Raw genomic sequence first — 24671 nt, 5'->3', positions numbered from 1 at the left:
GATATATAAATGTACTTGATTTTTACCAACTACCGCTAGATCCGCCACCACCAGAACTTCCTCCGCCACCGGAAAATGAACTTGAACTACCGCCAGAAGAGCTACTACCCGAACTAAAAGAATGCGTGCCTGAAGAAGAGAATGTTTTTCTGTAATAAGTCTTGTCGTTCTTAATCCAGGATATATCTAAATCATCTTTTCGTGATAGTTTTATTTTTATAAAAGCAATGATTGTAGCAATACCAAAAAATGGAAGTAATACCCATAATAATAATTTTGGATTATCTACAATCTCTCCTATTATAGATTGACTAGACGTAAGTATGCTATAAGCAACAGTTGCTGGAGCTAGCATAAAAACCAAACCGAATAAAGATGATAACGAACCTGCAATCAACATAAATAATCCTGGTAATACTCCAAGCTTACCCATGAGTATTCCACGAAAAACTTCAATGATATTCTTATAACTTCTATAAAAGAAAAAACCGCCTACCGTTAAAAATATGAGTAGAAAGAAGCCAATAAAAATGTACATTATTAGCTGATTATTACTTTCTTCGTCTTTAATTTCTTTTTTAAACTCGTCAAGTGCTTCTGGATTATTAAGAAATTCTATGAGCTGATTACTAGCCTCGTTAACACCCGTAAAATACGCCTCCTCTTTAAAATTAGGAATCATCGTATTTCTAATGATTCTTGATGCAACGGCATCTGTAATGTACGGTTCTAATCCATAACCAACTTCTATTCTAACTTCTCTGTCTAATTCTGAGAATAGAATCAATAGCCCATTATCTTTACCTTCTTGACCGATTCCGTTTTGATTGAATAATGCATTTGCATAGGTTTCAATAGTATCATACCCTAAATCTTCAATCGTAACTACCACTAACTGATTTGTAGTTTTCTCTTCTAATTCAACTAATCGCTGATTTAATTCTAGTACTTGACTAGCGGTGAATATGTGTGCACTATCAGTTACAAAATCTCGTAACTCATAGTATTGGTCTTGCGCATTTGCGTAAAACGTAACTAACAGAAAAAAGAAAATAGTTTTTTTGAGCATCGGTCGGTAATCAAGATACCCAAATATAAAAACCTTTATCGACACAAATAGTGATTATCAAAACCTATTCTAGATTCGGTAAAACTTTAGAATTGAAGTAACTTGCGACTTGTTGTCTTTTAGTCTCGACTTCCCTCTACAAGACAGTGGAAAATTAAATACATATGGCAGAAAAAAAAGTAAGTATCCTAACCGCATTTAAGACTATTATATGGCCACGTAGAAAACTGGTTTTGCTAGGTTTATTACTCATTGTAATTAGTAAAGCATCAAGTTTTGTTGCTCCGGTGTCGCTACGTTATTTTTTAGATGATATTGTACCCAATAAAGATTACGACTTATTAAAAATATTGGTCGCGGTTGTAATTTTTGCTTTTTTAGTGCAAGCGGTTATGTCATTTTTATTGACCAAAGTACTGAGTATACAAGCTCAATATATGATTTCTGAATTACGGTCTCAAGTGCAGAAACAAGTGCTATCATTGCCTATTCGCTTTTTTGACAACACTAAATCTGGCTCTTTGGTTTCTAGAATTATGAGCGATGTTGAAGGGGTTAGAAACTTAATCGGTACCGGACTCGTGCAACTTGTTGGTGGTACAATTACCGCAGTAGTGTCTCTAATTTTATTACTAAGAATTAGCCCTACTATGACACTATTGACTTTTGTGCCTCTCATTCTTTTTGCGCTAATTGCATTAAAAGCATTTAAAATCATTAGACCAGTATTTAGAGAACGTGGAAAAATTAATGCGGAAGTAAAAGGAAGATTGACAGAAACCCTAGGTGGTATTCGTGTTATAAAAGGTTTTAATGCCGAAGAACAAGAAAGCAAGGTTTTTGAAGAGGGTGTAGATAAATTATTCCAAAATGTAAAGAAGAGTTTAACAGCTACGGCATTTATGACCAGTGCTTCTACTTTTTTATTAGGACTCGCAACAACAGGAATTATGATGGGCTTTGGCGGTTACAAAATGATGCAAGGCGAACTTACTACTGGTGAGTATTTTGAGTTCACTTTTCTTCTTGCATTGATGGTAGCACCAATTGTTCAAATGAGCAATGTTGGTAGCCAGCTGACAGAAGCTCTAGCTGGTTTAGATCGTACCGAAGAGTTAATGAACAAGGTTTCTGAGTCTGATGAAAAAGATAGAACCATTACGCTTTCGAATATTAAAGGTGATATGGTTTTTAATGATGTATCATTTGCCTACGAAGAAGATAAAGATGTTTTGCATAACATCAGTTTTGAAGCAAAATCAGGCGATGTTATTGCTCTTGTCGGTAGTTCTGGTTCAGGAAAATCTACAATCGCAGGATTGGCGGCTAGTTTCTTGAATCCGGATTCGGGAGAAATTACCATTGATGGTACCGATTTATCAAAAGTTGACCTCACCAGCTTTAGACAGTATTTAGGTGTTGTTTTACAAGACGATTTTCTATTTGAAGGTACTATTAGAGAAAACATCCTTTTCCCTAGACCTGGTGCTTCTGAAGAAGAATTACAGTCCGCAATCAAAGCAGCGTATGTTGATGAGTTTACTGACAGATTTGAAGAGGGATTAAATACGGTTATTGGGGAACGCGGCGTAAAATTATCTGGCGGACAACGACAACGTATCGCTATCGCACGTGCGGTTTTAGCAAACCCTAGAATACTGATTCTAGATGAAGCTACCTCAAACCTTGATACAGAAAGTGAAGCTTTAATTCAAAAGAGTTTAGCAGAATTAACCAAAGGAAGAACCACTTTCGTTATCGCCCACAGATTAAGCACGATTAGAAAAGCGAATCAGATTTTAGTTATCGAAAACGGACGTATAGCTGAACAAGGTACTCACGACGAACTAATCGCAAAAGAAGGGAGATACCATAATTTGTTTACCTATCAGGCTAGGATATAAGTTTAGGAGTTAGGAGTTAGGAGTTAGGAGTTAGGAAAAATAAAATACAAGCTCTAGTTCAAGTTGGAAAATGGTTGTTGGTTGTTGGTTGTTGGTTGTTGGTTGTTGGAAAATAAAAAAATGTCAGTTCGAGTGAATTTTCGAAGTATGAGAAAATTTGTATCGAGAACACTCGCCAGTACCTAAACCCCTTTCAATACGATTCTATATTGACACTCAACTGCAAAAAAATATGTTTCATTTTAAGCGCAGTCGAAAAACTCAGGAACACAAATTCAACAGATTGCTAGGTCGCGAAATGCTTCTCGCAATGACGGCAGCAACATTCTTTTCGTCATAGCGAGCAAAGCGTGGCTATCTTTTTGTTTGGAACACCTACCTGCTTAATGGCTGTTGGCTGTTGGCTGTTGGCTGTTGGCTGTTGGCTGTTGGCTGTTGGCTGTTGGCTGTTGGCTGTTGGCTGTTGGAAAATAAAAAATTATTTTCCAACACAAGACTATTACGAGCTTTTGAAATCAATCAAACAGATTGCTTTGTCAATCTCGATTGCATCTCGTTTTCTGGCAATTACGAGACTCTTATAATTCCTCTGGAGCTAGCTTAACTTCTAGTCCGTCCATATCTTCGGTGATATGTAATTGACAGCCTAAGCGTGAATTATCTTTTACGTTGAAAGCTTCAGATAACATAGCCTCCTCATCATCGCCCATTTCCGGAAGTTCTGTATCTGATAACACATAACATTGACAAGAAGCACACATAGCCATACCACCGCAAATACCTATTGTACCTTCTGGCGCAAGTTCATAAGAACGAACTACTTCCATTAGATTCATATTCATATCTGTAGGGGCGTCTATTTCATGTAAGACTCCGTCGCGGTCTGTAATTTTTATTTTGATGTCGGTCATTGATAGGATTTAGTAGTTAGGGTTTAGTGAACTAGCTTATTTCATAGATTGAATTAGTCCGTAAAGCATTCTAGAAATTTCATTAGACTTCTCAATTAATTCAATGGTTCTCTCTTTTGGTAAATAATTTAATCTTTCAGACAAATACAACATAGACCTTACCTCGCTATTTGAACTTGTAGCAAAATATAAAAACCTGATAAAATCAGGATTAGTTTTTCGGTCAAAACCTTCTGCTATATTATTGGATATTGAAACCGAAGCTCTAGAAATTTGATCTTTAAAAGAATAATCTTTCAAGTTTATAAATTCTTTATAAACTAAAACAGCTAAATCTTGTGATTTTTGCCAAACTAATAAATCTTCAAATCTTTTTACAGCCATATTTACTAGCTCCTAAATCCTTTGCCCTAATGCCTTATAATTTATTCTATCGCTTTAATTACCGCTTTTGGCGCTTCTTTTTTTGTTCCATCAAAACCGCTTACACCACCTACGGTAGTATATTTCATAACGTATTTTTTATCTGGATGAATTTTTTGAAAGGCACTTTGACACATTAGCGTTGCTTCATGAAAACCACAAAGGATCAGTTTTAATTTACCTGGGTATGTATTTACATCTCCGATCGCATATATTCCAGGAATATTAGTTTGATAATCGAACGTATCTACTTTAATAGCGTTTTTCTCTATATCCAATCCCCAGTCACCTATCGGACCTAGTTTTGGTGAGAGCCCGAATAAAGGGATAAAACTATCTACTTCTAAAGTAATCTCTTCCTTAGCATCAGAAATTTTTCTTATTAGAACAGATTCTAGTTTATCATCACCATTTAAGGCAATAATTTCTGCGGGAGTTATCAAATTAATTTTGCCTTGGTTCTTTAATTCTTGAACCTTCTCAACAGAATCTAAAGCTCCTCTAAATTCATTTCTTCTATGTACTAAAGTTACTTGAGACGCTACATCTGCCAAGAAAATACTCCAGTCTAGAGCAGAATCACCCCCACCAGCTATAATTACTTTTTTATCACGGTATACTTCAGGATCTTTAATCATGTAAGCCACACCGTTGTCTTCGAATTTCGACAAATTATCTAACAATGGTTTTCTAGGCTCAAAACTTCCTAAACCACCAGCAATAGCAACAATCGGTGCATTATGCTCAGTACCTTTATTTGTGGTTACTACAAAAGTACCATCGTCTAATTTTTTGATAGTCTCTGCGCGCTCACCGAGAGTAAACCCTGGTTGGAAAGATTTAATTTGCTCCATTAAATTATCTACCAAATCACCCGCCAATACTTCTGGAAAACCAGGAATATCATAAATAGGTTTTTTAGGATAAATTTCAGAACACTGTCCGCCTGCCTGTGGCAAAGCGTCTATTAAATGGCATTTTAGTTTTAGGAGTCCTGCTTCAAAAACGGCAAAAAGACCCGTAGGTCCTGCGCCAATTATCAATATATCGGTCTTAATCATTACTTCAATTCTATGTAATATCCTTCAAAATTATCAATCTATCCTATTATAAATTATGATAATTATCAGGATTTAAACTGCTAAATTTATCACCTCTTGTATTTGCGGGGCGTACTTTTTAATGGTCATTTCAACACCACTTTTCAGTGTCATTTGATTTACACTACACCCAACACAAGCACCTTCTAATCTTACTTTTACCGAAGATTCATTATCAATAGAAACCAATGTAATATCACCACCATCACTTTGTAAAAAAGGTCTGATTTCTTCTAATGCTTTTTCAACATTTAATTTTAGTTCTGCTGATGTCATACTTATTTTTTATTAACAGGCGAACAACCCGCCATCGTTGTAATCTTAATTGCTTCTGTAGGTGGTAATGTTTTATTTCTAGAAACTACCTCACTGACAATCTTTTTTGTCAATTCTTCAAATGCTTTTTCTACAGGTGTAGCCGTTTGTAATGCTGCAGGTCTACCTGCATCACCAGCTTCACGTATACTTTGTACCAAAGGCATTTCACCAAGAAAAGGTACATCTAAATCTTCTGCAAGGTGTTTCGCACCTTCTTTACCAAAAATATAATATTTATTATCTGGCAACTCTGCAGGTGTAAAGTAGGCCATATTTTCTACAATTCCCAAAACAGGTACGTTTATAGAATCTTGCTGAAACATTGCCACCCCTTTTCTAGCATCGGCAAGTGCAACTTCTTGTGGTGTACTCACTACAACAGCCCCAGTTATTGGTAATGCCTGCATAATACTTAAATGTATATCGCCTGTACCTGGTGGTAAATCGATCAACATAAAGTCTAAATCGCCCCAATGTGCATCAAAAATCATCTGATTTAGTGCTTTAGAAGCCATTGGTCCTCTCCAAATTACCGCTTGGTCTCTTTGTGTAAAAAAGCCAATTGATAATAGTTTAACGCCATAACTTTCTACTGGCTTCATTTTAGATTTACCATCTATAGTTACTGCAAGTGGTTTATCATTGGCTACATCAAACATTATAGGCATTGATGGCCCGTAGATATCGGCATCTAACAAGCCTACTTTGAAACCCATTTTTGCCAAAGTGACTGCCAAATTAGCTGTTACGGTAGATTTACCTACCCCACCTTTACCAGAGGCTACCGCTATAATATTAGAAATACCTGGTATCGCTTTACCTTTTATCTCATTTACTTTCGGCTTTGCAGCAGGAGCATCAACCTTAACATTGATTTTAATTTTTGCCTTTTCATAAACCTCTTTATGAATAATTTTTAAAATCTCTACTTCAGTCTTTTTACGTGCTTGTAGGCTTGGGTTTGTAATAGTAATATCTACCTCAACCTCATCGCCAAAAATTTGGATATTGGTAACTGCACCACTTTCTACCATGTTTTGACCTTCCCCAGGAACGGTAATATGTTCCAATGCCTTTAAAATATCCTTCTTATCTATCTTCATTATATAAATTCATTCTAAACAACAAAGATAATCCTTAGTTGTTAGATTATGAAGTTAGCGTATTGAAAATGAAGATGCCATTATAATTAAAACCTCTTATTAACAGAAATTCAATTCTCTATTATTTATGATTTTCAAGCAGAATTAAACTATCTAAAAACCGTATTTTAGAATCTTCTTTAAAACGCAACTCATGTTCCAACCTACCAAAAGAATAGCTTTATTTTCATTTCTTGGCCTCTTTACTTTCTTACTTATTACATCTTGTTCTAGTTCTAAAAATGAATTTTCTAAAAAAGATGTAAAACGATCGCAAAAATTAATGGGATTAGATTTCAACAAAAAATATATTGACACCCTATACCCATATCTAAAAAGGAATAAAGAAGGTTTTGATACCCTGCGGAAATACACCTTAGATAACGACGTTGTACCTGCAATACAGTTTAACCCCCTACCCTTAAACTTTACCCCAAAAGCACAAGCGGGATTCCCAGAATGGGAAATTGCCGTTAACGTAGAACTACCAAACAAAAAAGCTGACCTTGCTTTTTACTCCATACCCCAGCTTGCTTCACTCATTAAAAGCAAAAAAATGAGTTCGCTAGAATTGACCCAGTTCTTTATAGCCCGATTAAAAAAATACAATCCACTTTTACAATGCACTATTACCATAACCGAAGAAATGGCATTGGAGCAGGCTAAACTTTTAGATGCAGAACTGGCTGCCGGAAACTACCGCGGAATTTTACATGGCATACCATACGGCGTAAAAGACCTTATGGCGGTTGAAGGTTATAAAACCACATGGGGTGCAGAACCCTACCGTAATCAACAAATTGAAATGACAGCTACGGTGGTTGAAAAATTACAAGCTGCTGGCGGAGTCTTAGTTGCGAAACTTGTATCTGGTTCTTTAGCGCGTGGCGATGTTTGGTTCGATGGAAAAACTAAAAATCCGTGGGATACGAAACAAGGTGCCACAGGCTCATCTGCTGGTTCTGGCTCGGCGACCTCAGCAGGATTGGTCCCTTTTGCCTTGGGTACAGAAACATTAGGTTCAATTACATCGCCAAGTAATAGAAACGGAATTACTGGTTTACGCCCAACATACGGTCGAGTAAGTAGACACGGAGTGATGAGTTTAAGTTGGTCTATGGACAAGGTCGGACCTATGGCGAGAAGTGCCGAAGATTGTGCTATTGTGTATAGCGTAATTACCGGCAAAGACCCTAAAGACGGAATGACCACTAATTACCCTGACGGATTCGAACCTACAAAAGATTATAAATCGCTAAGAATCGGATACCTAAAAAAGGATATCAACAAAGACACTTCTCTAAGTAAAGTCAACCTTGAAAAAGCTTTGAAGACTTTTAGAGAAATGGGACTGACTTTAAACGAAGTGGAACTACCAGAAGATGTGCCTTATAAAAGTTTTGATGTGATATTAAGGGCAGAAGCAGGAGCATTTTTTGATGATATGGTTCGTGCAAGAGAAGTAGATAAAATGGTAGAACAAGATGAACGTTCACGTGCAAATTCTTTACGACAAGCTCGTTTTATACCTGCTGTAGAATACCTACAAGCAAATAGGCACCGACAAGTGCTTATCGAAAAAATGCAGGTTATCATGAAAGATTATGATGTGCTGATATCCCCAACGTTCGGCAATAAACAATTAATTATCACAAACCTTACTGGTCATCCTGTTATTGCCATACCTACAGGATTAGATAAAGAGAAACACCCAACAAGTATTACCCTAGTTGGCAATCTGTACGATGAAGCAAGTATTCTTTTACTAGCAAAAGCTTTTCAGGATCAAACCGAGTTTGATGAAATGCATCCGGAAGGGTATACGGATTAGTTGTTGTTTGTTGGTTGTTGCATTTTTTCAGTCGGGAACTATTTGTTTTCAAAAGGTTCTGGATACACCTATTATCCAATGAAAAAATTGAATAATAGGCACTCGAACTGACATTCGTAAATTACATTAAAACTTATCACTTCTCGGCCGCGATCGAAGTGTCATCTTACACATTTCAAAACTAAATCTTTCTGCCATCTAAAAGGTTGATGATTCTTGAACCGTATTCAGCGTTCTTTTCGGAGTGTGTTACTTGAATAATAGTGACACCTTCTTCCTCATTCAACTTCTTAAAAAGCTGCATGATTTCTTCGCTTTGTTGTGAGTTCAGGTTTCCTGTTGGCTCATCTGCTAGAATCAATTTTGGCTTACCAATCAATGCACGTGCTACGCCAACCAACTGCTGTTGACCGCCACTTAATTGTGTTGGGAACAAATCTTTCTTCCCTACTATATTAAATCTATCCAACATATCTGCAACCAGAGCCTTGCGCTCAGAGCCTTTTATCTTTTTGTACAACAATGGCATTTCTAAATTTTCTTCCACCGTTAAATCATCTAACAAGTGATATGATTGAAATACAAATCCGATATACTCCTTATACAAATTAGAACGATATTTCTCTTTTAACGTGTGAACCGATTCACTTAAGAAATCATACTCGCCTTCATCAAAAGTATCGAGCATACCAATAACATTCAGCAAAGTAGATTTCCCTGATCCCGACGGACCCATGATGGAAATGAACTCCCCTTCAGCTACTTCTAGATTAATATCTTTTAGCAAAAAAATACGTTGACCGCCTTGCTGTACCCATTTGAAAATATTTCTAATTTGTAATAACATCTTATTTAGTGAATTAGTTTGTTAGTGAAATAGTGGTTGTTGGTTGTTGGTTAAATGTCTTGATTATCACTCTGTTCTTAAACTTTTTACCGGGTTTGCCGCTGCTGCTTTCATAGTTCTTGCACCAACGGTCAATAATGCTATTAAAGCAGCTAACAATCCTGATCCGATAAAAAACCAAACACTTAACGGAACTCTAAATGCATAATCTTGTAGCCATTGATCTAAAACATACCACGAAATCGGTGTTCCTATCACAAATGCTATACCGACTAATTTCAAAAAGTCTTTGGTTAACAATATGGTTATTGAAGATGTACTTGCTCCAATGACCTTACGTACACCTATTTCTTTTGTGCGCTGAGCAACTACTAATAATGACATAGCAAACAAACCAATACAGCTAAGCACTATACCTAAAACGGAACCTGCCGTTACAATGGTTGCCATCGTTTTTTCTCGCCTAAATGTTCTATCTATATTCTCATCTAAGAAAGACCCCAGAAACTCAGCGTTAGGCTCTATTTTTTGCCATGCATTTTTGATTGCATCGAAAGATTTTGCCATATCTGCAGGTGCCACTTTTACGTAAGCGTAATACAGCTCATAATCTCTATCTAGAAAAAAGGTTAATGGCTCTATACTTTTACTAATATCTTGATGATTAAAATCTTTTAATACTCCGATGACATTATACGCTACAGAATCTTCATCAAAATATACTCTTGTCGCTAACGGGTTTTCTTTTTCATTCAACTCCCTCATCATTGCTTCGTTGATAACCATACTTAAGCTATCTGCACTATACTCTTTACTGAACATACGACCTTCTACTAACTGTAAATCTAAGGTTTTTGCATAGTCGTAATCTACCGTAAGTACATTACTATGTACAATTCTACCCTTATATTCAAAACCCAAAACACTACTTGAGATGCTACCATCTTTACCACGCCCTAAATTATTATCTGATCCACTAACGCCTAAAATATTACCATTACCCTGCAGCTCGTTTCGTAGAAGTTCTACCACGCGATAACTATCTTTCTTTCCGTTTAAGGGTATCGATACTACTTGTTCTTTATTAAATCCGAGATTTTTATTTCTCATGAATTGAATTTGACCTTGAAAAACCAAAGTCCCCGTTATCAATACAATTGCAATTACAAATTGCACAACAATCAAAGCATTTCTAACTCCGTTTTTACCCAACTCCCATTTACCCTTTAATGCCTTTAACGTATTCAATTTACTAAGTAGTAAAGCTGGATACCCACCTGTAATCAAAGTCACCAATAAAATACCTACCAAAAAACTACCAAGAATTGTAGGCGTCATTAGATTCGCGAAGGTTGCTTCAGTATTAAACAAGGTTTTATAAGGATCATTTAGCAAATTAGATAGTACTAACGCAAAAACAATTGCTATGACAAATACCAATAAACTTTCTAACCAAAATTGACTGAAAAGTTGTCCTTTTACAGCACCTAATGTTTTTCTCATGCCTATTTCTTTCAAACGTTTTTCGCCTAAAGCAATATTCATGTTGACAAAATTGGCACAGGCTATGAAAATGATTAAAAAGGCAATACCCAAAATCATATACGGAAAGGTTCTTTTTATCTGCAGTACGCCCGAATTAATGTTCGCAAAACGTTTGTCGGTATACGACAACAAGCCTAGTTGAGCATAATTACCATTAACATCTGGCTGTGCGCCATCGCGTTTCATATTATTTATTAACTCTTCGTTATGCAGTAAAGTGAAATCTACCGTACTTTTTTCAAACTGAGATTTAGAAATTCCGTCTTCCAATTGAATATATACTGGGTGATTACGAGCATCCCAAACATCTATATTCTCTTTGTATTCATAATGACTATCGAAAGGGATAGCAATATCAAAACTAACACTACTATTATCTGGTATGCTTTTTAGAATGCTTGAAACCTTAAATGGTTTTTCGTCTTTACCTATGAGCACTTTCACCGTTTTACCTATAGCATCTGTAGTACCAAATAACTTTTTAGATGCCTCTTCTGTAAGTGTTATTGAATTTTGATCTTGTATGGGTTTATTGTTATGGCCCGCAAGTGTTGGATAACTAAAAATGGAGAAAAAATCTGTATCTACATATTCGGCATCTAAATTAAAATCATTCTCGCCATACGACACCAAGACATTTTCACTCAATGCTCTAGCAACATGTTTTACACCTGGAACTTCTTCTTTTAATGCCGGAGCAAAAGGCACAGGGTTGGCCGTAGAAATATCTGGACCTTTTGGTGTCTGGTTTGAATAATACACTTGATAGGTAGATGCCTTATTTACATGAAATTGATCATAAGACAACTCAAATAATGCTGTCATGGTCAACAACAACGCCACCGCAAATGCTAAAGTAAGTCCAACAATATTTGCAGCAGTGAATACCCTATTCTTAAACAAGTTTCGCCAAGCTATTTTTATATAATTCTTAAACATGATTTGATTTTAAATTGATTGATGAATTTTAAACTACTCTGTTCTTAGACTCTTTACCGGGTTTGCCTTTGCTGCTTTTACGGCTTGGAAACTTACCGTGATCAAAGCGATTAGCAGTGTTAATACACCAGCGATTGCAAAAATCCACCACGAAATAGCTATTCTAAAAGCAAAGTCTTCTAACCAATTAGACATATAATACCACGAAATAGGTATTGCAATTAAAATGGAAATACATACTAGTTTTAAAAAATCTTTTGATAATAGTGTTACAATTGTACCAACCGAAGCACCTAATACTTTTCTAATACCTACTTCTTTAATTCTATTTTCTGCCATATAGCTAGCCAAACCAAATAAACCTAAACAAGAAATTAATATGGTTAGCAAAGTAAAAAGCCCCGCAAGCTTACTTGTAATCTGTTGATCACTGAATTTCTTAGCATACTCGCCATCTACAAAGTCATAATTAAATGGATACTCTGGGTTATAGTTTTTGTACACGTGTTCTATCGTAGCCAAATTATTTGCCGTGGTATTTGCCTCGTTTAATTTCATATGAACAACGTTGAACCAACCCATTGCCCCTTCAATAACCAAAGGTTCAATCTTCTGAAAAGGAGAATTGAATACAAAATCTTTAACCACACCAATTACATGCCATTTTTTACCATTATCATTTATAATTTTCCCTATTGGATTTTCAAAACCCATTAATGCTACCGAAGCTTCGTTTAATATTACTGCTGTCGAATCTGTTGGGAATTTTTGCAGATCTAAATCTCTTCCTTCCAAAAGCTCTAAGCCTAACGTTCGAACAACAGCATCATCAGCCATCATTCTTAAAATGATTGTTTTATTATTCTCTTTTTTACCTTCCCATTCTACACCCCAAGTATTGCTCCAACTTTCTGTTATTGGAGAGCTTGTTTTAGTTACTGAAGTGGCAGCGCCAGACTTTAAAAGTTCTTCTCTTAGGGCATCATAGTTTTTTTCAATATCACCCTCCATGAAAGTATAAACGAGATTATCTTTTGCGTATCCCAATTGTCTATCCTGTACTTTTTCTAATTGTTGCGTAATAATTAATGTTGCGGTAATTAAAATTATAGCTACCGAAAATTGAACAACAACTAATACTTTTCTAGGGGTAATTAATGTATTTACTTTATGAAATGTTCCTTTTAATACTGCAGATGGTTTAAAAGCAGATAAGTATAATGCAGGATAACTACCTGCCAATATTCCTGTAAATAACACAATACCTATTGCAGATAACCAAAACCATTTACTTGTAAAATCTATGGAGAGCTCTTTACCTACTAAATTACCAAACGCTGGTAATACTAGAAGTATGATTACAAAAGCGAGTAGCGCCGCAATAGAAGAAATCAACATTGATTCGCCCAAAAACTGATATATCAAATACTTTTTAGGAGCTCCCATTACTTTTCGAACGCCTACTTCTTTAGCTCTTTTCTCACTTCTAGCGGTACTTAAATTCATGAAATTAATACAGGCGATGAGCAATATGATCGCTGCTATAAAACCGAACATCCGTATTAATTCTATTCTACCATCTATTTCTTTTCCGTTTTCAAATTCTGAATATAAATAGGTTCTTGAATATGGATATAACAGGGTTTCCATATCTGGCGAATCTTTATCATAATTCTCACGAAGGGTCTTAATCTTTGCTGAAAACGGAGTGAAATCAACACCCTCTTTAAGTTTTACATACGTTGCTACAGAATTGTTCCCCCAGTTGTTATCATCCCAGTCTTTTTGAATCAAATAATCCCAAGGGACTAAAAATTCGAAAGTAAAATCGGTATTATCGGGCAGATCTTTTAATACTCCTGTAACCTTAAAGCTATCGGCATTATCAATTTTAACCAACTTACCAATAGGGTCTTTTTCACCGAATATCTTTTTTGCGAATGTTTCTGTAATTACTACCGAGTTTACGTCGCTTAATACGCTCTCGATATCTCCCTGAACTAAAGGAAAACTGAAAATATGTAAGAAATCTGGATCTACTATTGTTCCATTTCCCTTAATTCGTTTGTCATCTACAGAGAACAAAAAAGGCGTATCATAATAGTATCTAGATACCCGCTCTACTTCTGGGTAATCTTTTTTAATGGCAAGGGCCATTGCCTTTGGTGTGGAATTCCATGTCCAAATTTCTCCATCTACATCATACTGATTATTTACTTCATAAATACGCTCTTGGTTTTCATGAAATCTATCGAAGCCTAATTCAAAATTTATCCAAAGCACAATTAGCGTAAAAACAGTTAACCCTATAGAGAGTCCTGCAATGTTTAATACCGAAAAGCTTTTATTCCGAATTAAATTCCGCCAAGCTACTTTTAGATGGTTTCTAAACATGATTATTTATTTTTTATTGATTGACTGATGATATACTTGTTATTCTGTTCTTAAACTCTTCACTGGGTTTACCATTGCTGATTTTACCGCTTGTATGCCTAATGTGAATGCTGTTATTAAAAAGGCAATTAATCCTGCCAAAACAAACATCCACCATTGTATAGCAATACTGTAAGCGAAACTGCCCAGCCATGCATTCATTACAAACCATGCAATAGGGAAGGCGATTAACGCTCCTATACCTACTAACAAAATATAATCTTTAGACAGTAACACTACTATTTTAAGCACACCAGCACCTAATACTTTTCGTATACCTATTTCTTTGATTCTTCTTTTCGCCATAAATGAGATAAGACCGAACATGCCTAAACATGATATGAAAATGGTCATCATTGCAACCACATTTACCGTCTTTAACATGCCGTCTATTAACCTATATTGACCACTTACTTTTTCACTTATAAATTCTTGCGAGAAACTTTTACGAGAACTTATTTTAGAAAAAGCAGTATTCATTAAATTCTGAATTTCTTTTTCGTTCCCCTCCATTACCCGAACAGATAAATACCGATGATGTGCCAAATCTTTTTCATTATTGTAATAATGCACTAAAGGCTCTACCGAGTTTTGTAAATCTTGATAATTAAAATCTTCCATAACACCTACAATCGCAAAACCATCAGAATCATCACCTCTATATTCTAACCGTTTGCCTTCTATTGATGACCAGCCAAATGCTCTCATAGCACTACGATTAATGATAACCGATTTACTTTCTTCTGTATCTAAAATGTTATCAAAATCTCGACCCATAGCCATCGGTATCTTCAAAGTTTTTAGATAACCATCATCTACATATGAGCGACGTATACGAACATCTACATCGGTATTTGGGTCATAAAACGTACTGTAGTTAAAATAATAATCTGAAGGTACAGCTTGGCTAGTGCTAACACTTTCTACAAATGGATTGGCTTTTAACTCATCTAACAACGCATTAAAGCTAGAGTTCGCTGCATCTATATTTTTATAATCCAGATCTATGTTCGCTGCGATAACATTTTCCCTATCAAAACCTAAATCTGCACTTTTCATAAACCCGATCTGACTATTGAGAATAATGGCAACACAGATAAAAAGTATAGCGATGGTAAATTGCAAAATGACAAAAGAATTTCGAAATAGGAAATTGCCCTTTGCGGCATCTATTTTTCCTTTAATCCCTTTTGAAATGGGTAAAGATATAAACCTCAACGTAGGCAAAATACCTACTATTAAAGTAACAACTAAACCCAATACTACAGCTCCTATAATGACTGGATAATCATCTACAAAACTGAAACTAATCTCACCAAAATCTGCCCCGAAAACAGCATTCATCTTCGGCAATAAAATACCAAGAAAGAGTCCGCCAGAGATTAAAACTGACAATAAAACCAATATTCCATTTTCAAGACAGAACTGTACTATCACTCCTTTTTTAGTTCCTCCTAATATTTTTCTGACCGCTATGTCTTTTGTGCGACGAAACATGGTAGAAGTATTCAAGTTCAACAAATTAACTAGCACAATAAGCAGTACAAAAAAAGCTGCCGCGATATTTCCGTTAATTATAATTTTAGCAACGGGAACGGTATCCATTCGCATCTCCTTATATGGCATCAATTCAATTCTTGAAATGGTTCTAGGATCGGCATAATTTTCTACTACTAGTTGATTTACTTTCTTTTCGAATTGCAATGCATCTGCCTTTTCATCTAGCTTTAAGAATATGGGCGAAAAACTGTTGTCCCAATTTGTTTGTCTGATAAATATCGGATTATCTTCTAAAATCGTATTCGGTAACAATACCCCTAGCCTAAATGATGAGTACGGACTAATAGGTTCTAAAACCCCAGTAATGGTGAGATTTAAAGTATCTGCAGCTATTAAGTTTTTACCAACGGGGTTCTCTTCTCCGAATAATTGTTTACTCACCTTATCAGTTAAAACAATAGAATATTTCTCTTTTAAGGCATCACTCTGATTTCCATATTTTAAAGGCAACCCGAATACCTCGAAAAATTCTGGATCCGCATACGTCGTTGTCTTTTGAAATTCTTTATTATCGCTCTCTAACCAAATATTGCCCCAGCCATGCATGTGTGTACCTGCTTTTATCTCAGGTGAAGTGCTTAGAATTTTATCTAACAAAGGGTAGGTAACTTCATTGTAGCTATTGCCATCTGTTAAGTGCGTTTTTAAATACACTATATTTTCTTGATTAGGAATATTAGCATCTGCTACATAATATGCATACACTGAAAATAACAATGTCAACACACTACCAATACCGATACTTAAGCCTAGTAGATTTAATGAGGAGAGCAATCTGTTTTTCCAGAGGTTTCGAATAGATAACTTTAGGTGGTTTTTTAGCATGATTGCGCGTTTTTTGATTGATGACACTAAATCTAAGACTAAATCCGTGCCACACTATTAACCTATTGAATATTAGTTATTTATGATACTATAGAATATTTAAGTGTCAAATTTTTTGACAAAACATGTACAATATATTTACAAAGACTATTTGAAAAACGGATCGTTACATTAATCCCTGTATCATCTTTATAAGAATGGGTGCAATCTATAGCACGGTTATTCTGAACGTAAACTCTTAACGGGGTTTACAACCGCCGCTTTTATACTTTGATAACTAACCGTTACAATAGCCACTATAATTGCAAGTAGTCCTGCAAGGGCGAAAATGCCAAATCCTATTTCTATTCGGTATGAAAAATCTTCGAGCCATTTATTCATAACATACCAACCTAATGGCAATGACACTAATATTGCTACACCGACCAGTTTTAGAAAATCTACTGTAAGTCGGTAAGAAATTTGACTTACAGTAGCTCCCAACACTTTTCTAACACCGATTTCTTTTGTTCGTTTTTCGGCATTAAAGGCAGCTAATCCAAATAATCCCAAACAAGCAATAAAAATGGACAGCATAGTAAAAATGAAAAATATCTTACTCAGTTTTTGTTCCGCTTCATAGGTGGTATTGAAAGCTTCGTCCATAAAGCGATAATCAAATGGTTGACCGGGTGCAATGGCGTTCCATGTACTTTCTATTGCTGAAATATTATTTACAAAGTTTCCACCGCTCATTCTAACCGCCATATTTTCGGCATCAGATTTAAGTTGTATACCTAGTGCCTCTATATTATTACGCAAAGATGTAAAATGAAAGTCTTTAACTACACCGATGATAGTATAGTAGGTAGGGTTTTCGAGTTCAATTTCTTCTGATATACGCATACCCAAAGCTTCTTCTGCGGTGACATTCATAATAGGCAACGTAGCTTCATTTATAATGATAGCCGTAGAATCTGATACATATTTCGGATTAAAATCTCGCCCAGCAACTATCTCCATTTCCATAGCTTTTAAGTAATCTGAATCTACCTTCCATTCTTGCATTTGAATGGCAAATTCTTGATCTCTTGCACCTTCTTCAAAGAACGAGGTATTTGACCTCCAAGATGGTGTTGGATAGTAATCGCTTAACGTAGCGCTTTCCACAAAAGCCATGTTAGCAATTTGTTCTTTAAAAGCTTTGGTCTTTGATCCTAGCGCCCCTATTTCGTTAATTAACAGCACCCGATCTTTGGAAAAGCCCAAATCTTTGTTCTGTATATAATTTAATTGTTGAAAAACTACCAAAGTGCTTACGATGAGAAATACCGAAATTGAAAATTGAAATATGACCAAGGCATTACGCACCCTACCATTACCTACACTTTCTGTACTACCACCTTTTAAGCTTTTAACGGCAGTAAATCTTGACATGAAAAATGCAGGGTAACTGCCTGAAAATAATCCTAGTAAAAAGGTTGCCCCAAATAACGCCAACCAAAATAAGGGCTGAGTAAACGGAATAACAATTGATTTGCCCGTGAAGCTATTGAAAAATGGTAATGCTATCATTGAAATTATTAGTGCCGCTAACAAAGACACAAATGCTATTAAACCTGATTCTGTTAAAAACTGAAAAACCAGATTCATTCTATTGGAACCCAAAGTCTTTCTAACTCCAACTTCTTTGGCTCTCTTTAAAGAATGTGCCGTAGACAAGTTCATAAAGTTTACACTTGCCAAAATGATCAAAAACAATCCAATAAATGATAAAATGTAAATATTTTGAATACTACTTGTTGCATTCATTTCCGTATCTCTATCAGAATACAAATGAATATCGGTCAATGGCATGGTATGATACCTAATATAATTACCAGATGCCGCAAACGACTCTGCCGTCATACCCGGAAAATACTTTTGTGACCATGGTAACATATACCTTTCTAACATGTCTTGCAAAGGCTTTTGAAAATCTTCTGCATTGGCTTCAGGTATTAATTTTACAAACGTAAAATAATTATTACCACCCCAATTATCTTCCCTAGATGCCACATTGCCCGCCATAGCCAAAAACACACTATAGTCATTGAAATAGGAATTTTGGGGCATGTCTTCAATCACTCCGGTTACCGTATAAGTATCGGTATTGTCCAACAGTAAATTTTGACCAATAACATCTGTATCCCCAAAATGTTTCTCTGCTGCACTTTTGGTCAAGACTAACGAGTTGGTGCCGGTCAATGCCGTTTTAGCGTTACCTGCGAGCAACTCTATTCCGAAAAAATCGAACATTGTAGAATCGGCAAAGGCTATATGGCTTTCTTTGGCACTTCTGTTTCCTCCTTCTTTTTTCACATACGCACTACCTATAGTTCTAAGACGAACAGTTGATTCTACTTGCGGATAATCTCTTTTTAAGGTTTCTGCCATTGGTGCGGCAGCTTCACCTGCCTTCATTTCAGCTCCACCAAATTTTATATCTGCATCTATACGATAAATCCTATCTACATCGGTAAACATTTTATCATAACTAAGCTCGTCGTAGATATATAACGATATAATCAATGCCCCAGCCATACCAATGGCTAGTCCAAATGTATTTAAGAAAGTAAAAAAGGCTTGCTTCTTTAAACTTCTCCAGGCAATTTTTAGATAATTTTTAAACATGATTTTCGTTTTTTGATGCTTAGACTTTGCTTAGCGAGATTTGATGATGGTGATTGACAACAAAAAATAAGAAGTCTAATTTCATGCCATTAGTTTAATGTGCTGATCTATAGTTGTTTAAAATAAAATCTAATATCTTAACTGTCAAATATTTGGACAAAATTTGTAAAATATATTTACAGTAGAATTCTGATAATAAGTCTTGTTATCATAATTAATGCCCTTACTCTGTACGTAAACTTTTAACCGGATTCGCTCTAGCTGCTTTTAAAGCTTGAAAGCTTATCGTTACTAACGCTATAACAATAGCGACAACACCTGCAATTACAAAAGCCCATATATCTATAGAAATACGGTACGAATAACCTTCTAACCAATTGTGCATTAATAGCCATGCAAGCGGACTAGCAATTAAAATTGCGATTACTACCAATTGCATAAAATCTTTTGACAACAAGCCTACAATACTCGATATGCTTGACCCTAAAACTTTACGAACTCCTATTTCTTTTCTACGCTGATCTGCGGTAAAGGCTGATAATCCGAAGAGTCCTAAACAAGAAATTAATATAGCTAGTAGCGCAAAAATTTGAGAAAGGTTCCCGATTAATTTTTCACTTTTAAACTTGGCATTATAGGTATCATCTACAAATTCATATTCAAAAGGAAATGCGGGATTGAACTTTTTCAACGATGTTTCCATAGCTGTCAAAGCCGATGCTGTTGCTATACCCTTTTTTGTCTTTACATAGAGAAAACTTGCATCACTAGGGTTATTAAAAAATATAACCGGATCACTAGATCCATACATGTCATCGTATAAATAATCTTTTACTACGCCAATTACTGGGTAATCACCTTCTACTGTTTTGCCTATAGCACTGCCACTACCCATCAATTTTGCAAAAGATTCACTTACAATAATATTGGTACTGTCTTGAACAGGGTTGTTACTAAATCCTCTACCTTCTACAATCTCCATCCCAGCGGTATTAAAGAAATCTGATGTAATACTTCTAATAGATACCAGCACATTTTCGGTATCAATACCACCTTGCCATTCTAAATTAGATGTATTATTACCACCGGATAAAATATCTGAATTATTGAGACCGATGCTTTCTATCATACCTGAAGATTTCATATCTTCTTCAAGAGGTTTGAAGTTTTTTATGATACCTCCTGTTACAGGAATTTTAACCAGATTTTCTTTATCATACCCTAAATCGCGCCCTTTTACATGTTGTACTTGTTGATACACGATTATAGTACTTATGATGAATACTATAGAAACTACAAACTGAGTAGCCACTAGCCCTTTTCTAATAAATGATGCGCTCCCTTTTGTTTTTCGTGCTCCCTTCAACACATCTATAGGTTTAAAAGAAGACAAATAAAATGCCGGATACCAACCCGCAACAATACCACAAACCAGGGTAATGCCAACTAAGGTTAAAATATGTGTGGGGTTAAATAAACTTAACTCTAGCTGTTTGTCGATAATCATATTGAATTGCGGCACCAATAATTTCAATAACAGCACACTTAATACCGCAGATAATGCTGCAGTTATTATTGCCTCTGCCATAAATTGAGATATCAATCCTTTTCTACCAGATCCCAATACTTTGCGGACTCCGACTTCATTAGCTCTTTTTTCACTTCTGGCGGTAGCCAAGTTCATGAAGTTAATACAGGCTATTAATAATATGATTATTGCAATAAGGCTGAACAGTCTTACATAAGTAATTTGCCCACCTACATTCTTTCCTCCTTCAAAAGCTGACCGTAAATGCCAATCTTTCATAGAAAATAAAAATGCAACAGTTTCATCATCTTCGGTCTTCATAGGCAGTATTGCCTTCACCTTTTGATTAACTACTTCAAAATTTGCTTCTGGCGAAAGTTCTACAAATGTGTCTGAGAAATTAGAGCCGTAATCTTTCATCCACTCTTTACCTTCTGCAAAACGCTCAAATGGCGCCAACCAATCAAAAGTATAGGTGACATTGTTTGGCAAATCTTCATAAACACCAGAGACAGTATAATTAGTTTCGTTATTTATTTTCACCACTTTATTAATGGCTGAAGTGTTTTCTCCGAATAATTGGGTAGCCGTTTCTTGTGAAATAATAATAGCATCTACATCATTAAAAGCTGTTTCTAAATTGCCTTCTACAAAAGTTAGACTGAACATGCTTAAAAAATCTGGGTCAGCATATCGTCCGTTTTTATTAATAGAAGTATCATCTACCTGAAACAAAAAATCATCACTTTTTGTTCTTGCAGCTCCTACAATTCCTGGAACTTCTTGCTTTAAAACTTCTGCTAACGGCCCCGGAGTAGCTTGAAAAAATGTTCTCCATTCGCCATCGTATTGTTGGTTGGTAGGTATGTAATACACCACATCTTGTTTTGCAAAATCTTTATCATAACCTACCTCATCTTCTACCCAAAGTAAAATCATAGCGGCACAGGTTATCCCTATTGCCAGACCAAAAATATTCAATAGGCTATAGCCTTTATTCTTCCAAAGATTTCGCCAAGCGATTTTTATATAGTTCTTAAACATAGTTCTCGTTTTTTCTTCCCTTCCCTTCGGGAAGGGCTGGGGATGGGATATTTATTCTTTTCTAAGGCTTTTCAAAGGTTGTATTAATGCTGCACCAACAGATTGGTAACTTATGGTCAGTATTGCAATGGTTAATGCTATTAAACCTGCAGCTAGAAATATGCCCCAACCGATGGTGATATGATAGGCGAAATCTTCTAGCCAACGGCTCATAATGTACCAACCAATTGGTATTGCAATAATGATGGATACCAAAATAAGCTTCATAAAATCTAACGTTAGTAGTCGGTATATACTTTTAAATGGTGCGCCTAAAACCAGCCTAATGCTTATCTCTTTTTTACGTTGTTCTACCATAAAGGCAGAGAGTGCAAACAACCCTAAACATGCCACCAATATGGCGAACAGTGCAAAGCTGTTGAATATCTTACCCATACGCCCTACATCGTCATGCATACGACTAAACTCTTGATCTAAAAAGCTATAATTTATAGACTGATTGGGAATGTTTTTATTCCATACCGATGCGATAGATGCCAATGCCTGATTCACATTTCCTTTTTCTAACTTCAGTGATATGGACCCTAAATCTTTACCAATTACCAATGACAATGAAGAAATATCTTCTTTTAGAGATTTAAAATGAAAATCATCAACCACCCCTATAACCGTAAATAGTTGTCCGTTGTTATTAATCTCTTTACCAATTGCATTATCCAAGCCAAGCTCTCTTTCCATATTAGCATTTATAATGATGGAATTCAAAGAGTCTGAAGCAAACTGCTTAGAGAAATCTCTACCTGTTTTTAGAGTAATACCCAATGTTTTTATGTAGTCATAATCTACTCGCCAAATTTGAGCAGGTATGCCTCTACCTTCATTACCTTCATCTTCTCTTCTAAAGGTATTTCCGTTTCTACTGCCACCATCTACTGGTAAATAATTAGATATCGTTGCCGATTTTACTTGTGGTAATTGTAGTAATTGTTCTTTAAAATTCTCTGCGCTATTTCCTAAAACTCCTGTTCCCTCTAGTATCACCACTTGTTCTTTATCATATCCCAATTCTTTCTGAAGTATAAAATCCATTTGTTGGTAAATAATCAACGTGGCTATAATCAGAATTACAGATGTAGAAAATTGAAAAATAACGAGTCCGCTTCTTAATTTTCCACTTTTACTACCAATGCTTAAACTTCCTTTTAAAACATTAACCGGTTTAAATGCTGATAAATAAAATGCAGGATAAAGCCCTGCCAAAGAACCTACCAACAGCGCAGCAACTAATATAATTGGAATGAACCACCATGCTGCCCAAGGCATTTCAATTGTTTTTGATGCAATAGAATTGAATGATGGTAATAATGCCCAAGCCAATAAAACCCCTAAAATAAAAGAGACAAAACTGAACATTATTGATTCGGTCATGAACTGAACCACCAAATTGCTTTTATAAGCACCAATAGTTTTTCTAAGTCCTACTTCTTTTGCTCTATTTGCTGATTTTGCAGTAGAAAGGTTTATAAAATTGATCACTGCTAACAGTAATACGAAACCGGCAATAGCCGCAAAAAGCCAAACGAATCTGATATCGCCATGCTTTAGACCATCTGCCATTTTAATGTCTGAATACAAATGAATATCTGTGATAGGCTGAAGCTTATACTCCATGGTTCTTAGCACATCAATAAAGTCTGGAGCACGACCTCGTTCTCTTTGCGCGGGAATGATGTAATCTTCAACAATAGAAACCATTTTTTTCTCTAGTTGCTGAACATTTGTATTTGGATCTACTAGAATATAAGTGAAGTAGTTTTGGTTGGTCCAACTTGCATTGGTATCTTCAATGGGAATTAAAAAATCGTATGTTAAATGCGAGTTTTTAGGCGCATCTTTCATGACACCAGTTACGGTATATGGCTTTGTAGGATCATTGTCTAAAATGATTGTTTCGCCTATAATCGTACCGTCTTTAAAATATTTTGCTGCTTTAGATTCTGAGATAACAATGCTTTTCGGATTTGCCAATGCCGTGCTTGCATTACCTTGTTCGAGCTGAACTTCTAAAATCTCAAATGCTTCTTGGTCTGCAAGTAAAAATCCGTCTTCTAGGTTATTTTGCTTCTCACCAGCTAATCTAATACCACGTTTACCGGCTCCAAATATTCCTGTTGTATTAACTTTTGCTGCTTTTATAATTTCAGGGAAATCACTTTGCAAGGCATCTGCAAAAGGTAACTGAAAGTGTGTACTTTTCATTACCTCTCCTTTATACATACCCTCCAACACTACACGGTACATTTGATCCTTATTGGCGTAGTGTTGATCATAACCCACCTCATTACGAATGAACAATGCTATTAAAAGACATGCTGCTATACCAACAGCGAAACCGCCAATTTTTATAGCGGCAAAGAGCTTGTCTTTCTTTAAACTTCTCCAAGCAATTTTAAGATGGTTTCTAAACATGATTTTTTGATTTTTCCTCCCCCTAGCCCCCTCCGAAGGAGGGGGAATGGTTTGGTGATTGATTGATTGATGATACTCTATTATCCGTGATTAAGGGATAGGTTTGGTTTTCGGTTGATTTGTCTTCGACT

General features: G+C 35.7%; 15 protein-coding genes. 2 read left to right on the top strand and 13 right to left on the bottom strand.

Annotation, left to right across the window (positions count from 1 at the left end; all coding sequences use genetic code 11):
* Positions 1-22 precede the first annotated feature (22 nt).
* Entirely contained in the window at positions 23-1069 is a 1047-nt protein-coding gene (locus QSV08_RS18305; RefSeq protein ID WP_324025143.1) for a TPM domain-containing protein, read from the bottom strand.
* A gap of 164 nt (positions 1070-1233) precedes the next feature.
* Between QSV08_RS18305 and QSV08_RS18300 the strand changes: the two genes are divergently transcribed.
* The gene (locus tag QSV08_RS18300; protein ID WP_324025142.1) at positions 1234-2973 is read left to right on the top strand and encodes an ABC transporter ATP-binding protein; all 1740 of its coding nucleotides are present in this window, start codon (positions 1234-1236) and stop codon (positions 2971-2973) included.
* Positions 2974-3551: 578 nt separating this feature from the next.
* On the opposite strand, the gene QSV08_RS18295 is transcribed toward QSV08_RS18300, so the two are convergent.
* From QSV08_RS18295 to QSV08_RS18275, 5 genes are all read right to left on the bottom strand, one after another.
* Positions 3552-3884 (bottom strand): ferredoxin, encoded by a 333-nt coding sequence (locus QSV08_RS18295; RefSeq protein ID WP_324025141.1) that lies wholly within the window; start codon positions 3882-3884, stop codon positions 3552-3554.
* A gap of 36 nt (positions 3885-3920) precedes the next feature.
* Positions 3921-4268, bottom strand: coding sequence for a four helix bundle protein (locus QSV08_RS18290; protein ID WP_324025140.1), 348 nt, complete (start codon positions 4266-4268; stop codon positions 3921-3923).
* A 41-nt stretch (positions 4269-4309) separates the two neighbouring features.
* A complete protein-coding gene (locus QSV08_RS18285) occupies positions 4310-5368 on the bottom strand; it encodes an NAD(P)/FAD-dependent oxidoreductase (protein WP_324025139.1) in 1059 nt (352 codons plus the stop codon).
* 72 nt (positions 5369-5440) lie between these two features.
* Entirely contained in the window at positions 5441-5683 is a 243-nt protein-coding gene (locus QSV08_RS18280; RefSeq protein ID WP_299322096.1) for a NifU family protein, read from the bottom strand.
* A 2-nt stretch (positions 5684-5685) separates the two neighbouring features.
* Positions 5686-6828 (bottom strand): Mrp/NBP35 family ATP-binding protein, encoded by a 1143-nt coding sequence (locus tag QSV08_RS18275; protein ID WP_324025138.1) that lies wholly within the window; start codon positions 6826-6828, stop codon positions 5686-5688.
* A gap of 193 nt (positions 6829-7021) precedes the next feature.
* Here QSV08_RS18275 and QSV08_RS18270 point away from each other — a divergent pair, with 193 nt between their 5' ends.
* Positions 7022-8698 (top strand): amidase, encoded by a 1677-nt coding sequence (locus tag QSV08_RS18270; RefSeq protein ID WP_324025137.1) that lies wholly within the window; start codon positions 7022-7024, stop codon positions 8696-8698.
* A gap of 181 nt (positions 8699-8879) precedes the next feature.
* Here the strand turns inward: QSV08_RS18270 and QSV08_RS18265 are convergent, their stop codons facing one another.
* The 7 genes from QSV08_RS18265 to QSV08_RS18235 form a co-directional block, all read right to left on the bottom strand.
* The gene (locus QSV08_RS18265; protein WP_324025136.1) at positions 8880-9545 is read right to left on the bottom strand and encodes an ABC transporter ATP-binding protein; all 666 of its coding nucleotides are present in this window, start codon (positions 9543-9545) and stop codon (positions 8880-8882) included.
* A 66-nt stretch (positions 9546-9611) separates the two neighbouring features.
* Positions 9612-12029, bottom strand: coding sequence for an FtsX-like permease family protein (locus QSV08_RS18260; protein WP_324025135.1), 2418 nt, complete (start codon positions 12027-12029; stop codon positions 9612-9614).
* 33 nt (positions 12030-12062) lie between these two features.
* The gene (locus tag QSV08_RS18255; protein WP_324025134.1) at positions 12063-14423 is read right to left on the bottom strand and encodes an ABC transporter permease; all 2361 of its coding nucleotides are present in this window, start codon (positions 14421-14423) and stop codon (positions 12063-12065) included.
* Positions 14424-14462: 39 nt separating this feature from the next.
* Positions 14463-16847, bottom strand: coding sequence for an ABC transporter permease (locus QSV08_RS18250; RefSeq protein WP_324025133.1), 2385 nt, complete (start codon positions 16845-16847; stop codon positions 14463-14465).
* 219 nt (positions 16848-17066) lie between these two features.
* Positions 17067-19499, bottom strand: coding sequence for an ABC transporter permease (locus QSV08_RS18245; RefSeq protein WP_324025132.1), 2433 nt, complete (start codon positions 19497-19499; stop codon positions 17067-17069).
* Between the two features lie 223 nt (positions 19500-19722).
* A complete protein-coding gene (locus tag QSV08_RS18240; RefSeq protein WP_324025131.1) occupies positions 19723-22071 on the bottom strand; it encodes an ABC transporter permease in 2349 nt (782 codons plus the stop codon).
* A 51-nt stretch (positions 22072-22122) separates the two neighbouring features.
* Positions 22123-24540, bottom strand: coding sequence for an ABC transporter permease (locus tag QSV08_RS18235; protein ID WP_324025130.1), 2418 nt, complete (start codon positions 24538-24540; stop codon positions 22123-22125).
* Positions 24541-24671: the final 131 nt, after the last annotated feature.

It is taken from the genome of Maribacter sp. BPC-D8 (genome assembly GCF_035207705.1).
Classification (GTDB): Bacteria; Bacteroidota; Bacteroidia; order Flavobacteriales; family Flavobacteriaceae; genus Maribacter.
Note: the sequence above shows the minus strand (reverse complement) of the source record. Positions and strands in the feature narration are given on the sequence as shown.

Excerpts from the sequence above, each read along its gene's own strand:
- QSV08_RS18305 (WP_324025143.1), bottom strand. The coding sequence starts at position 1,069 with ATGCTCAAAAAAACTATTTTCTTTTTTCTGTTAGTTACGTTTTACGCA.
- QSV08_RS18300 (WP_324025142.1), top strand. The coding sequence starts at position 1,234 with ATGGCAGAAAAAAAAGTAAGTATCCTAACCGCATTTAAGACTATTATA.
- QSV08_RS18295 (WP_324025141.1), bottom strand. The coding sequence starts at position 3,884 with ATGACCGACATCAAAATAAAAATTACAGACCGCGACGGAGTCTTACAT.
- QSV08_RS18290 (WP_324025140.1), bottom strand. The coding sequence starts at position 4,268 with ATGGCTGTAAAAAGATTTGAAGATTTATTAGTTTGGCAAAAATCACAA.
- QSV08_RS18285 (WP_324025139.1), bottom strand. The coding sequence starts at position 5,368 with ATGATTAAGACCGATATATTGATAATTGGCGCAGGACCTACGGGTCTT.
- QSV08_RS18280 (WP_299322096.1), bottom strand. The coding sequence starts at position 5,683 with ATGACATCAGCAGAACTAAAATTAAATGTTGAAAAAGCATTAGAAGAA.
- QSV08_RS18275 (WP_324025138.1), bottom strand. The coding sequence starts at position 6,828 with ATGAAGATAGATAAGAAGGATATTTTAAAGGCATTGGAACATATTACC.
- QSV08_RS18270 (WP_324025137.1), top strand. The coding sequence starts at position 7,022 with ATGTTCCAACCTACCAAAAGAATAGCTTTATTTTCATTTCTTGGCCTC.
- QSV08_RS18265 (WP_324025136.1), bottom strand. The coding sequence starts at position 9,545 with ATGTTATTACAAATTAGAAATATTTTCAAATGGGTACAGCAAGGCGGT.
- QSV08_RS18260 (WP_324025135.1), bottom strand. The coding sequence starts at position 12,029 with ATGTTTAAGAATTATATAAAAATAGCTTGGCGAAACTTGTTTAAGAAT.
- QSV08_RS18255 (WP_324025134.1), bottom strand. The coding sequence starts at position 14,423 with ATGTTTAGAAACCATCTAAAAGTAGCTTGGCGGAATTTAATTCGGAAT.
- QSV08_RS18250 (WP_324025133.1), bottom strand. The coding sequence starts at position 16,847 with ATGCTAAAAAACCACCTAAAGTTATCTATTCGAAACCTCTGGAAAAAC.
- QSV08_RS18245 (WP_324025132.1), bottom strand. The coding sequence starts at position 19,499 with ATGTTTAAAAATTATCTAAAAATTGCCTGGAGAAGTTTAAAGAAGCAA.
- QSV08_RS18240 (WP_324025131.1), bottom strand. The coding sequence starts at position 22,071 with ATGTTTAAGAACTATATAAAAATCGCTTGGCGAAATCTTTGGAAGAAT.
- QSV08_RS18235 (WP_324025130.1), bottom strand. The coding sequence starts at position 24,540 with ATGTTTAGAAACCATCTTAAAATTGCTTGGAGAAGTTTAAAGAAAGAC.